The sequence below is a fragment of the Variovorax sp. P4_D9 genome (assembly GCF_056401695.1).
Genome location: NZ_JBFUIU010000014.1, coordinates 23,515 through 36,093, shown reverse-complemented (window position 1 = coordinate 36,093; position 12,579 = coordinate 23,515). Strand labels below are relative to the sequence as shown.

Sequence of the window (12,579 nt, the reverse complement as noted above, 5' to 3'; positions counted from 1 at the left end):
CAGGCTGGTCGTGCCCTGCGCCTGCCGCACACGCTGCGGCGCCGCCGGATTGAGGTGCGCGATCTGGCGCATCAGGCTGATCCGCCCGCCCCACAGGCGCTCGCAGGCCGACACCTCGAGCAGCAGCGTTTCGTCGACCCAGGCGACGCGCGGCGTGAACTGCAGGGCCCACCAGCCGAGCGCCTCGGGGGACGGAGGAAGCGCCTCGGCTTCCGGGTCAGGCTGCCATTGCAATGCTATCCAGTGCATGGCCGGCTCTCTCTCTCTGATGGAAGTCGAGGCGCACCACCGTTGCGCCTTGGCGCTCTTGCGGGGCCCCCTCCTGCTGGCGCAGCAGCTTGCGCCGCAACTGGCTTGCGGCGAGCAGCGCCGTCATGCGCTGGCTGCGTGCCGGCAACTGGATTGGCGTGGCCAGCGGCGGACCGCGGCGCTTGAGGATGTGGACATCGATCTGCGTCCGGTCGTCCTCGCTGGCCACCAGTTGCAGCCGCAGGCGCGCCGGCGAGGTGGACGCCGCCGCGTTCGCGGGCCGGAACACGAACAGCAGCGACTCGTGCTGTGCCGCGGCCAGTTGCAAGCGCCGCAACTCGCCCACCCGCGCCTGCGGCAGCCAGGCCAGGACGGCGGCGACGTCGACGCAGCGCAGGGCCTGCTCGCAGGCCCAGAGCCGCGCGGACGGGGCCTCGCTGCGGATCCACAGCAGCGATTCGATCGGCAGGCCACCGGCTGCCAATGAAGGTCCGAAGGGCTCATGGGGTGCGCCGATCAGCGCCACCGGGCCGCTGCCGCCCTGCACGGCCCGGGCCAGTGCAGGCAGCAGCAACTGCCACGCATGCGCCTCGGGAGCCGACTGCAGCAGTTCGGTCATCGCCCCGACCGGCCAGCCGCCGCCGGGCAGCTGCGCATCAAGCGCGGCATGGCCGGTGCCGACCACCTGCGCGTCGGCCGAGCCCAGCTCGTCCCCGCGCCACATCCTGTGGCGCGCGGAAGAAGAAAAAGAATCGAGAGAAGGGAGGCCCATGATGGATTGAATATACGGGGTATCCGGTTAGCTCCAGTGTCGGATATAACTGGATGTCCATCCAGTCAATGCTACTCCCTCGATGACGGCGAAGACAAGCCCTTGATGACGCTCTGGTAGGTCACCGGCGCGGTCACGACGGCCTGCTGCATCAGCCGGTAGAACAACAAGCCGCGCGACGTAGAGGTGCGGCGGTTGAACCGGAAGACGAACTCGTCGAGGTAGGCGTCGAGGTGCTCGGGCTGGACCGAGCCGTGATGCGTGCCCAGGATCCAGCGCTTGACCAGGGAGGCCACCCGGTGCACGCCGGGCATCGTGGCGGGTGACTCGGCGCCCAGCATGACCTGGCGTGTGTGCTCGAAGCCGATCTTGCTCAGCGAGCGGTAGGCCGCCGATCCGTCGGTGCGCACCCGCGCGCCGGGCTCGATGCTTTCCTGCACGAAGGGCACCACGCAGGCGTCGGAGTCGTTGTCGATGCGACGCAACCGGATTCGCCCGAAGCCCTTGGGCTGGTGGATCTCCACGGCAATGGCCACGAGGATCTTGCTCGTCTTGCTCTTGCGCCCCTCGCTGGCCAATGGCTTGGCGCGGTCCGAGATGGCCAGGTAGGTCTCGTCGACCTCCACCTCGCCCTTCAGCAGTTCGCGCTGCGGGCGCACCATTGCCCGGCGAAAGCGATGCAGCATCGTCCACGCCGTCTCGTAGCTCCCCAGGCCGAGCACGCGCTTCAAGCCCAGCGCGCTGACGCCCAGCTTCTGGTTGGTCACATACCAGGCCGCCGCCAGCCACACCCGCAGCGGCGTGCGGGTCTTGTCGAAGATGGTTCCGGCGGTCACCGAACTCTGATGCGCGCAGYTGCGGCACATCAGCCGCGCACGGCTTGAACGGTACGGTTCACCGACSACACCGCATGCCGGACAGACGAAACCATCCGGCCAGCGCAGCCGCTCCAGGTAGGCCAGGCAGGCTTCTTCGGTGGCGAACCAGTCGAGAAATTCGTTCCAGCTTTGCGGGTAGTCCTTCCCGGCTTGTGGCGCTAATATCTGGTTATCCATCCAGCTATCCTGAACCTACTGGAGCTAACCAGATACCCATTATTTTTAGACAATATCCGACCCACGTGGAAGATTTTTGTAAGTACGGGAAAAAGCAGACCCACCCAGCGCGTCTGGCGCCGATGGAGTACATATTCCGAGTGCCTTCTTCGCCCACCATCACCCGCGCCGAGTTCCTTCGCCTGGCCGCCGCGCTCTCGCTATCCGCTGCCTTGCCGCGACCCGCCGCTTCCCAGACCCCGGGAGTCCGACCCATGAACACCCGACCCATCCCCGCCACCCGCGAAGCCCTGCCCGTGGTGGGCTGCGGCACCTGGATCGGCTTCGACGTCGCGCCCGGCAGCGCCGAATACCAGCGCCTGCCGGGCGTGCTCGAGGCACTGTTCGCCGCCGGCGGCACGGTGCTCGACAGCTCGCCGATGTACGGCCGCTCCGAGGCCGTGACTGGCGACCTGCTGGCGGCATCGAACCAGCGCGCCAGGGCCTTCCTCGCGACCAAGGTCTGGACCTCCGGTCGCGATGCCGGCATCGCGCAGATGGAGCAATCCTTCCAACGCCTGCGCACCGATCGTATCGACCTGATGCAGGTCCACAACCTGGTCGACTGGCGCACCCACCTCAAGACCTTGCGCGGCTGGGTGGACAGGGGCCGGGTGCGCTACCTGGGCATCACGCACTACACGGCATCCGCCTACGCCGAGGTCGAGGCCGTGCTGCGCGCCGAGAAGCTCGACTTCCTGCAGATCAACTACTCGATCGATGCGCCTGAAGCAGCCCAGCGCCTGCTGCCGCTGGCGGCCGAGCGCGGCGCGGCGGTGATCGTCAACATGCCCTTCGGCGGCGGCGGATTGCTGCGCCGCCTGCGCGATAAGCCCCTGCCCGGCTGGGCCGCCGAGATCGGCTGCACCAGTTGGGCCCAGGTGCTGATCAAGTTCGTGCTGAGCCATCCAGCCGTGACCTGCACCATTCCCGGCACCAGCCGGCCTGAGCACATGGCGGACAACGCGGCGGCGGGCACGGGCGCGTTTCCGGATGCGGCGTTCTGGCAGCGCAACTCGGCTTCGTTACAATAACCCAAGCGTTTTGGTTAAGATGCATTGAGCGCAATGGACTCATGCCCACAGTTCTGCGCATCGGCAAACTGCGGATCGTGACCTACACGAACGACCATCGTCCAGCGCACGTCCACCTGATCKGACCGCATGGAGAAGCAGTGTTCGACCTGCATTGCCCCAGGGGTCCGCCCGAACCGCGAGAGCATGGGTTTCGCACTGCACGAATTGAACAAGGTCATGCATCACCTGCAGAGCGTTCTCAGCAGCCTCTATGGAGCAGCATCCATGGCATTGACTGAAGCCGAATTGAAGCGAGCAGAAGCGCGCATGCGAAAGCGCCGCGAATCCAGTCCCCGTGCCATCTCGGCGCACTACGATCGCCGTGCAGGCCGCGTCGTTGTCCAGTTGGACAGTGGCGTCGAACTGGGCTTCCCCCCGAGCCTTGCAGAGGGCTTGGTCGAGGCCCGTCCCAAGGATCTCGCTGATATCAAGGTCAGCCCCGCCGGCACCGGACTGCACTTCCCTCAGCTCGATGTCGATCTCTACGTACCGGCTCTGCTCGAAGGCATCCTCGGTTCACGCAAGTGGATGGCGCAAGCACTGGGCAAAGCGGGCGGGACGCAAACATCCGAAGCCAAGGCGCAGGCCGCACGCGCCAATGGAAAATTGGGCGGCAGGCCACGCAAGACGGCCGCCCCTTGAGCCTAAGCCCGCGTGTCCCGAGCGAATCGCCGTCACCGATCCAGAAACCCCAGCAACGCCTCATTCACCTCCTGCGCCCGCTCGAACTGCACCCAATGCCCGGCGCCGTCGATCACCACCCCTTCGCGCTCCGGGCGACCCCCGACGAGTTGCGCCACCAGGGGCCGCGAGTCCGCCGTCACGTCATGCTCGCCCCAGAGCAGTAACTGAGGCCCGCCGATCGCATTGAGCGCGGCCTGCAGTCCGCCTGACTGCGAGACCTCCTTGCTGCGAAAGCGCGTGCCGTGGCAGGAGATGTCGTGGATCGTGAAAGCCAGCGCATCGATCGCGGCGCGGTCGTGCAGCATCAGCGCAGCCAGGTTGTGCAGCAGCGCGGCGCGCTCCTGGTCGCGGTCCTCGGCGGCGCGCCAGTTGATCATCTCGACCGTCATGCGCCGCAAGGTGCCATGGCCGCCGCTGCCCATCAGGACCAGGCGCCGGATCTGCCCCCGGCGCTGGCCGAACTTGGCCGCCACCAGGCCGCCGAACGAAAAGCCGCCGAGATCGATCTCGGCCCGCGCGCCGATCATGCTGTCGAGCGTGCCAGACAGCGCATCGAGCAGGGGATCCACCGCGGCCTGGCCGGCTTGCGGCTTCGGCGGCGCGTCGGACTCGTTGAAGCCCGGCATGTCGGGCAGCCACAGCGTGCGCGACGCCGACAGCGCCTCGACGTTGCGCAGCCAGTGCATCCAGCTGCCATGGCCGCCGTGCAGCAACACCAGCGGCGTACGCGTGTCGTCGCTGCCGAAGCGGCGCCAGCGCACGCGCACGCCCGCGTGCTCGGCATCGTGGTGGGTGGAGAGCGCGTCGATGCGCGCAATCAGGCCGAGCGCGTCGGCTTCGGCCTGGGGATCGAAGGTCGAGAAATAAGGCACCGGCAGATTGTGCCGCCTGCCGGCCCGGCGTTCAGGCCGCCGCGTTCCCGAAGCGGAAGCTCGACACCGAGATCCCGCCCATGAAGACATCCTCGTGGTAGACGCGCTCGCCCGCTTCACCTTCGGCCGCGCCGACCGCGACCATCAGTGGGATCAGGTGCTCCTCGCGCGGATGCGCGATCCGGGCCGCGGGTGCCGCCGACCATTGCAGCAGATGCTCGACCCGCTGCTGCGGCGTGGTGCGGACCACCGCGCCGTCGAGCCAGTCGTCGAAGGCCTTCGAGACTTCGCGCGCCTGCGGACCGAAGTTGCGCAGGTTGTGATAGCTCAGGCCGCTGCCGACGATCAGCACGTTCTCGTCGCGCAAGGGTGCGATGGCACGGCCCAGCGCGATGTGCTCCCCCGGATCGAGCCCGCGCCGCAGCGACAACTGCACCACCGGCACCTCGGCCTTCGGGTAGATCGCGGCCATCGGCGAGAAGGTGCCGTGGTCGAAGCCGCGCTCGGCATCGAGCGCAGCGGGCAGGCCCGCCGCCTCGACCAGCGACTGCACGCGGCGCGCCAGTTCGGGCGAGCCGGGCGCGTCGTAGTGCACCTGGTAGGTATGGGCCGGGAAGCCGCCATAGTCGTAGATCATCGGTGGACGCGGATGGCCCATCACGGTGAAGGCCGGCTCTTCCCAATGCGCCGACACCATCAGGATCGCGGCCGGCGTGCGGCCGATCTGCCGCGGCATGTCGGCCAGCGCGGCTTCGAGCTTGTCGTAGGCGTGGCCCATCTCCTTCTTCATCCACGGCCAGGGGCCGCCGCCGTGAGAGATGAAATAAGTGGGCAGTGTCGAAGTGGTGCGCATGGAATGCTCCTTGAGCGCCAGTCTAATGATTTCCCACGGGGAAATCGATAGGCTAGGATTCATCGATTCGTTTCCCAGGAGGAAATCATTGATGGACCGCCTGACCAGTCTTCGGGTCTTCAGGGAGGTGGTGGAATCGGGCAGCTTCGCCGCCGCCGCCGGGCGCCTCGCGATCTCGGCGCCGATGGCCAGCAAGCATGTGGCGCAGCTCGAAAAATCGCTGGGCGCCCGCCTGCTGCATCGCTCGAGCCGGCACCTGAGCCTGACCGAGGCCGGACAGGCCTGGTACGAGCAGAGCCGCCGCGCGCTGGACCTGCTCGACGCCGCGGAGAACGCGATCGGCCAGAAGAACGAGATGCCGCGCGGACAGCTCAAGGTCAGCGCGCCCGTATGGTGCGCCACGCCGCGTTTCGCCGACGTGCTGGCCGGCTACCGCGAGCGCTGCCCCGAGGTGCTGGTCGACATGCACCTGGAGAATCGCAAGGTCGATCTCGCGGCCGACGGCTATGACCTCGCGCTGCGGGCCACGCAGGAGCTCTCGCCGGCTCTGATCGCGCGGCCGCTGTGCGCGCTGCAGTTCCACCTGGTCGCATCGCCGGCATGCATCGAACGCGCCGGCATGCCCATCGTGCCGGCCGACCTCGCGAAGCTCGACGCCATCTTGCCGAGCTATGTGAACATCGAGGGCCTGGCGCTCAAGGACGGCAAGGGCCGCCAGGCGCCGCTGCGGCTGCGGCCGGTGATGAAGTCGGACGACACCACGCTGACCCTGCATGCGGTGCGGGCCGGCATCGGCATGTCCTTCCTGCCCGAATGGCTGATCGAGGAAGACCTCGCGCAGGGCCGGCTGCTGCGGCTGGTGCCGGACTACAAGGCCCCCGCGATGACCCTGTTCGCGGTCTACACCAGCCGGCAGTACATGGCGCCCAAGCTGCGCAGCTTCATCGACTTCGTCGGCCAGCGCCTGGGCGCGTCCGAGTAGCCCCCACGAAACGTCGCGGCGCAAGCCCCCTGGCGTGCGCAGCCGCTTGCCCGCCAGTACAGTGACGCCTCATTGGAGACCGTCCGCCTTGTTCCGCAACTTCGAAAAACTGCTTCCCGCCTACCCCGACGCCGAACCCGCACTGCCGCCGCGCGGCCTCCTCGGTTTCCTGTGGGCCTGCACCCGGGGCCTGCGCGGCAAGATCGCCGCGATGGCCCTGCTCACGGCCGCGATGTCGGCCTTCGAGGCGCTGCTGTTCGCGATGCTCGGGCGCATCGTCGACTGGCTCGGCGGCCAGGCGCCGGCGCGGCTCTGGGAAGAGCGCGGCAGCACGTTGATGTGGCTCGGCATCGCGCTCGTCGCGAGCATCGGCGTGGTGGCGCTGCAGACCATCGTCAAGCACCAGACGCTGGCGGTGAACCTGCCGATGCGGCTGCGCTGGAACTTCCACCGCCTGATGCTCGGCCAGAGCATGGCCTTCTACCAGGACGAGTTCGCCGGCCGCATCACGGCCAAGGTCATGCAGACCGCCCTCGCGGTGCGCGAGACGATCTTCGTGATGGCCGATGTACTGGTCGCGATGATCGTCTACGTCGCGACCATGATCGTGCTTGCGGCGGTGCTCGACCGGCAGTTGATGCTGCCCTTCCTGGTCTGGCTGGTGTTCTACATCGGCTCGCTGGTGTTCTTCGTGCCGCGCCTCGGCAAGGTCGGCAAGGCCCAGGCCGACGCGCGCGCCTCGATGACCGGGCGCGTGACCGACGCCTACACCAACATCGCCACCGTCAAGCTGTTCTCGCACACCCAGCGCGAGGCCGGCTTCGCGCGCTCGGCCATGAAGGAATTCATGGCCACCGGCTATGCCCAGATGCGGCTCGTGAGCGCCTTCGAGATCGTCAACCACACGCTGAGCATGGGCCTGACCGCCGGCATGGCGGGCACGGCGCTGTGGCTCTGGTCGCAGGGCGCGGTCGGCGTCGGCGCGGTGGCCGCCGCCACCGCGATGGCGCTGCGGCTGCAAGGCATGTCGCACTGGATCATGTGGGAGATGACCAGCCTGTTCGAGAACATCGGCACGGTGCAGGACGGCATGAATACGCTGTCGCGGCCACGCACGGTGCTCGACGCCGCCGATGCGAAGACGCTCGAAGTCCCGCACGGCGAGGTGCGCTTCGCGCATGCGAGCTTCCGCTACGGCGACGCCGGCCGCCGCGTGATCGACGACCTGAGCCTGACCGTGAGGCCCGGCGAGAAGATTGGCCTGGTCGGCCGCTCGGGCGCCGGCAAGTCGACGCTGGTGAACTTGCTGCTGCGCTTCCACGACCTCGAAAGCGGCCGCATCCTGATCGATGGGCAGGACATCGCTCACGTCACGCAGGACAGCCTGCGCGCACACATCGGCATGGTGACGCAGGACACCTCGCTGATGCACCGCTCGGTGGCCGACAACATCGCCTACGGCCGGCCCGATGCCGGCGAGGCGGCGATCCGCGCCGCGGCCGACCGCGCCGAGGCGCACGACTTCATCGAGACGCTGGGCGACGCGACCGGCCGGCGCGGCTACCAGGCGCACGTGGGCGAGCGCGGCGTGAAGCTGTCGGGCGGCCAGCGCCAGCGCATCGCGATCGCCCGCGTGATGCTCAAGGACGCGCCGATCCTGCTGCTCGACGAAGCCACCAGCGCGCTCGACTCGGAGGTCGAGGCCGCGATCCAGGCCAGCCTCTATCGCCTGATGGAAGGCAAGACCGTGATCGCGATCGCGCACCGCCTCTCCACCATTGCCGCGATGGACCGGCTGATCGTCCTCGACAACGGCCGCGTAGTCGAGGAAGGCGATCACAGGACGCTGCTGGCCAGGGGCGGCCTCTACGCCCGGCTCTGGGCGCACCAGAGCGGGGGTTTCCTCGGCGACGGGGACGACGAGCGGGACGACGCGCCGAGCGACGCCCTCGCGGAGCCCTCGACGGTCTGAGTCGCGAGTCCTACAGTGGGCGGTGACGGCCGCCGACATCTAACGCGGCGCCGGCTGGGCACAGTGGATTCGTCTTCAACAAAGAGGAGTTTCCACCGTGAATTCCATCATCTACATCGTCGGTCTGGTCGTGGTCGTGGTCGCAGTGCTCTCGTTCTTCGGTCTGCGCTGAAAAACACCCGTTCCTCTTTTCCGCCCTCCAGCGGGGGTTCCACCGGGGTCGCTCGCGGCCCCGTTTTTCATGGGCCGCCGGCACGGCTTCGCCGGGCATAATTTCGCGCTCCACCCCGGTGCGCAGGCGCCCACGCCCCGAGGCGCGCGGGGGCTCATGCACTTTCGAAGGAAGCCGTTGAATCCCGTAGCGCCCACCGCTTCGTTCCAGGACGCAGTGATCACCGAAGCGGTGGCGCTGGTCGAAGAGTCCGGGCTGCTGGACGACGCGCAGGCGGTGCGGCAAGCGATGAGCCTTCGAAGCGATGCGGCCGGCCGGATCGTCGAGCGGGCACGCATCTTGGGCCGGCGCATCGGGCTCGAGGCCGAAGTGGCGCGCGGACGGGCCTGGGCGCCCTGGGTGCTGCTGGGGCTGGTCGCGCTGATCGTGGTCACCGGGCTCTCGCTGGCCGGCAGCGTGCTCGGCGGCGGCCAGCGGCAGATCAACGTCGTCGTGGCGCTGGCCAGCCTGCTGGGCCTGCACCTTCTGACCCTGCTGCTGTGGCTGCTCGGGCTGGCACTACCGCTCGGCGCTTTCCCGGCCTCCTTCGGCTGGCTCTGGCTCAGCCTCACGGCCCGCGTCGCCGGCGGCCGGCACGGCCAGGCGCCGGTGCTGCTGCGCGCCACGACCCGGCTGCTGTCACGCGCCCGGCTGCTGCCCTGGGCACTGGGCTTCGTGAGCCATGCGATCTGGACGCTGTCGTTCGCGGTGGTGCTCGCGGCATTGCTGTTCGCGCTGGCCTTCCGCAGCTACACGCTGAACTGGGAAACGACCATCCTCGACCCCGAGTTCTTCGTCCGCAGCGTGCAGATGCTGGGGCAGGCGCCCGCCTGGCTGGGCTTCCCGGTACCGGATGCGCAAGCCGTGCTGTCGCCGCTGGCGGCGGCCTCGGGGCAGCGCGCCTGGGCGCTGTGGCTCACGGGCTGCATCGTGGTCTACGGACTGCTGCCGCGCCTGGCCTTCGCGCTGCTGAGCGCGGCCGTCTGGGCGCTGGGCAGGAAGGCACTGCGGCCTGATCTTTCTGAGCCCGGATTCCAACGGCTGCTGGCCCGCTTCGAAGCGCTGGCGCCGCGGCAGATCGTCGATGCCGATCCCGGCAGCCTTCYCCACGGCATAGCGGCGCACCTGTCGGCCGGCGACACCACCGACAGCGCGATCGCGATCGGCTTCGAGCTGCCGCCCGAGCAGCCCTGGCCTCCTGCCGGGCTGGACCTCGAGGCGGCCCAAGTACTGCGCATCGACGGCAGCGCGGAGCAGCGGCGCGAACTGCTCGACACCCTGGCCCGMGTGCGGCCGCGGCGCGTGCTGATCGGCTGTCGCGCGGCCTCCACCCCCGACCGCGGCACCGAGCGCTTCCTGCGCGACGTGATGGCCCTGTGCGGCGAATGCCGGCTGTCGCTGCTCGGCGACCCGGTCGATGCGGCGGCGCGGCTGCGCTGGCAGGCCTGGCTGGCCGATGCCGGCCTCGAAGAACTCGGCCCCATCGACGCCGCGGAGGCCGTCTTGCACGGTGCGGCATGACGATCCCGGTCCGCATCGCCGTGGTCGGCCATGCCAATGCCGGCAAGACCTCGCTGCTGCGCACCCTGACCCGGCGCGTGAACTTCGGCGAGGTCTCGGAGCGTCCCGGCACCACGCGCCACGTCGAGGCGGTCGATCTGCAGGTCGACGGGGCGGCGGCCGTCCGCTTCTTCGACACGCCCGGGCTCGAGGATGGGGTCGCGCTGCGCGAGCACATCGACGCCCTCGACAGGGCCGCGACGCCGCCCGAGCGCATCCGCCGATTCCTACGGGGGCCGGAAGCACACGGCGTCTTCGAGCAAGAAGCCAAGGTGCTGCGCGCCCTGCTCGAGGTCGACGCCGCCTTCCTCGTGATCGATGCGCGCGAACCCGTGCTGCCCAAGTTCCGCGCCGAGATCGAACTGCTGAACGCCTGCGCGCGACCGGTGCTACCGGTGCTGAACTTCGTGCGCGCTGCCGGCAGCCGCGAGGCGGCGTGGAAAGAACTGCTGTCGGCCTACGGGCTGCACGTAGTGGTTCGCTTCGATGCGGCGGCGCCCTTCGTCGGTGCCGAGCGCGAGCTCTACCGAGACCTCGCGACCCTGCTGCGCGACCGGCGCGCACAGCTCGATCGCGTGGCGGCCTTTCTCGAAGCGGAGTTCGCGCAGCGACGCCAGGCCGCCGGAAAGCGCATCGCCGAGCTGCTGGTAGACGCCGCATCGATGCGGCGGACCGCATCGGCCGCCGAGTTCGCCGACCCGCCGACCCGGCAGCAATTGGTCGCCGGGTTGCAGAAGACCGTGTTCGACAAGGCACAACGCTGCGCCGACGACCTGCTGGCGCTCTATGGCTTTCGCGAAGGCGATGCCGACGAGGCCGCGCTGCCGCTGCTGGAGGGCCGCTGGGCGATGGACTTCTTTCATCCCGAGGCGCTGAAGGACGCCGGCATCCTGCTCGGCAAGGGCGTAGCGGTGGGCGCTGCCGTCGGCGTGGTGGCGGACCTCGCGCTCGCCGGCCTGTCGCTGGGCGCCGGCGCGGCGCTGGGCGGCGCGATCGGCGGTGCGGTGTCGCAAGGCCTGGGACCCCTGGGCCGCAAGCTGGCCAACAAGCTGCGCGACGTCCACGAGCTGACAGTCGAGGACCGCGTGCTGTTCGTGCTCGCCGCATGGCAGCTCGAACTGCTGCGGGCGCTCGAGCAGCGCGGACATGCCGCTGTCGACCGCATCGCGGCCGGTTCAGGGGAGCCGGAGGCGGCCGCGCGCCAGGCGCTGGCGGACCTGGTGCGGGCGGCGCAGCCCGCCCGCAGCCACCGCGAATGGGAGATCGGCACGCGCGCTCGCTGGCGCGAGGCGCCGCAGCGGCAGGCGCTGGTGGCCGAGGTGGCGCGGCGCGTGCCGGCCGTGATCGAGGCGCTGAAGGCGCATTGAGCCAGGCGGCTTCGGCGGCCTGCAGAGAGCGTCGTCCGTCTTTGATTGCGGCATCATCCGGGGATGGAAAACATCCCTCCCCGCCCCCTGGCGATCATCAAAGTCGGCGAAACCTTCGACAGTCTGCGTGAACAGCGCGGCGACTTCGAGCACTGGATGGCAGCCGGCCTCGGCGACACGCGGCTGCCGGTCGTCGTGCTCGATCCGCGCCGCGGCGACCACCTGCCCGCACCCGAGCAGATCTCGGGGGCCATCGTGACCGGCTCGCATGCGATGGTCTCGCACCGCGAGCCGTGGAGCGAGACCACCGGCGCCTGGCTGGCGCAACTGGTCGCCCACGGCACGCCGGTGCTCGGCATCTGCTTCGGCCACCAGCTGCTGGCTGACGCGCTCGGCGGCGAGGCCGGGGACCATCCGGGCGGCATGGAGATCGGCACGGTCGAGGTCGAACTGCGGCCCGAGGCCGCAGACGACGCCCTGATGCACGACCTGCCCGCGCGCTTCGAGGCCCACGTGGTGCATCGGCAGAGCGCGCTGCGGCTGCCCGACGGCGCGGTCCGGCTGGCCGGCAATGCCTTCGAGCCGACCCAGGCCTTCCGCATCGGCGAGAACGCCTGGGGCCTGCAGTTCCATCCCGAGTTCGACGCCGAGATCATGCGCTGCTACGTCGACCAACTGGGCGACGACTTGCGCAGCCAGGGCATCGACCCCTCGGCCCTGCGCGACCAGATCGCAGCGACCACGACCGCGGCGCAGCTGCTCGGCCGTTTCGCCCACATCGCCGAGGAGCACGACGCCTTGGCGACAGCGCCCCCGGGTTAGCACGCTTCGCAGGCGTCGGCCTGCACCATGTAATCGACGGCTCGTTTCCACTCCCGAAGCCTCGA

11 protein-coding genes and 1 pseudogene are annotated in these 12,579 nt (G+C 69.2%); 7 read left to right on the top strand and 5 right to left on the bottom strand.

Translation table 11 applies throughout. From position 1 onward, the window contains the following. The 3 genes and pseudogenes from AC1DY5_RS03165 to AC1DY5_RS03155 form a co-directional block, all read right to left on the bottom strand. Positions 1 to 249, bottom strand: a pseudogene (locus tag AC1DY5_RS03165) (DNA polymerase Y family protein); the annotation flags it as partial. After that, a complete protein-coding gene (gene imuA, locus AC1DY5_RS03160) occupies positions 218 to 1,021 on the bottom strand; it encodes a translesion DNA synthesis-associated protein ImuA (protein ID WP_478108370.1) in 804 nt (267 codons plus the stop codon). The pseudogene AC1DY5_RS03165 and the gene imuA, both read right to left, overlap by 32 nt. A gap of 71 nt (positions 1,022 to 1,092) precedes the next feature. After that, positions 1,093 to 2,076, bottom strand: coding sequence for an IS1595 family transposase (locus AC1DY5_RS03155; RefSeq protein WP_478108366.1), 984 nt, complete (start codon positions 2,074 to 2,076; stop codon positions 1,093 to 1,095). A gap of 158 nt (positions 2,077 to 2,234) precedes the next feature. Between AC1DY5_RS03155 and AC1DY5_RS03150 the strand changes: the two genes are divergently transcribed. Both AC1DY5_RS03150 and AC1DY5_RS03145 read left to right on the top strand, forming a co-directional pair. Beyond that, on the top strand, positions 2,235 to 3,149 hold the full coding sequence (locus tag AC1DY5_RS03150) for an aldo/keto reductase (protein WP_478108375.1): 915 nt from the start codon (positions 2,235 to 2,237) through the stop codon (positions 3,147 to 3,149). A 186-nt stretch (positions 3,150 to 3,335) separates the two neighbouring features. Then, positions 3,336 to 3,833 carry a DUF2442 domain-containing protein gene (locus AC1DY5_RS03145; RefSeq protein WP_478108364.1) on the top strand — a complete coding sequence of 166 codons (498 nt, stop codon included), beginning with the start codon at positions 3,336 to 3,338 and terminating at the stop codon, positions 3,831 to 3,833. A 32-nt stretch (positions 3,834 to 3,865) separates the two neighbouring features. On the opposite strand, the gene AC1DY5_RS03140 is transcribed toward AC1DY5_RS03145, so the two are convergent. Then, a complete protein-coding gene (locus tag AC1DY5_RS03140) occupies positions 3,866 to 4,747 on the bottom strand; it encodes an alpha/beta fold hydrolase (RefSeq protein WP_478108361.1) in 882 nt (293 codons plus the stop codon). Positions 4,748 to 4,778: 31 nt separating this feature from the next. Continuing rightward, entirely contained in the window at positions 4,779 to 5,600 is an 822-nt protein-coding gene (locus AC1DY5_RS03135) for a DODA-type extradiol aromatic ring-opening family dioxygenase (protein ID WP_478108358.1), read from the bottom strand. 91 nt (positions 5,601 to 5,691) lie between these two features. On the opposite strand from AC1DY5_RS03135, the gene AC1DY5_RS03130 reads away from it, so the two are divergent. The 5 genes from AC1DY5_RS03130 to AC1DY5_RS03110 all read left to right on the top strand — a co-directional run bounded on the left by AC1DY5_RS03130 (position 5,692) and on the right by AC1DY5_RS03110 (position 12,514). Next, a complete protein-coding gene (locus AC1DY5_RS03130; RefSeq protein WP_478108356.1) occupies positions 5,692 to 6,582 on the top strand; it encodes a LysR family transcriptional regulator in 891 nt (296 codons plus the stop codon). Positions 6,583 to 6,670: 88 nt separating this feature from the next. Next, positions 6,671 to 8,554 (top strand): ABC transporter ATP-binding protein, encoded by a 1,884-nt coding sequence (locus AC1DY5_RS03125; protein ID WP_478108353.1) that lies wholly within the window; start codon positions 6,671 to 6,673, stop codon positions 8,552 to 8,554. A 349-nt stretch (positions 8,555 to 8,903) separates the two neighbouring features. Next, positions 8,904 to 10,286 (top strand): DUF2868 domain-containing protein, encoded by a 1,383-nt coding sequence (locus tag AC1DY5_RS03120; protein WP_478108350.1) that lies wholly within the window; start codon positions 8,904 to 8,906, stop codon positions 10,284 to 10,286. Further along, on the top strand, positions 10,283 to 11,692 hold the full coding sequence (locus AC1DY5_RS03115) for a GTPase/DUF3482 domain-containing protein (RefSeq protein ID WP_478108347.1): 1,410 nt from the start codon (positions 10,283 to 10,285) through the stop codon (positions 11,690 to 11,692). The genes AC1DY5_RS03120 and AC1DY5_RS03115 overlap by 4 nt, the downstream gene beginning before the upstream one ends. Positions 11,693 to 11,755: 63 nt before the next feature. Beyond that, on the top strand, positions 11,756 to 12,514 hold the full coding sequence (locus AC1DY5_RS03110; protein ID WP_478108344.1) for a glutamine amidotransferase: 759 nt from the start codon (positions 11,756 to 11,758) through the stop codon (positions 12,512 to 12,514). Positions 12,515 to 12,579 lie beyond the last annotated feature (65 nt).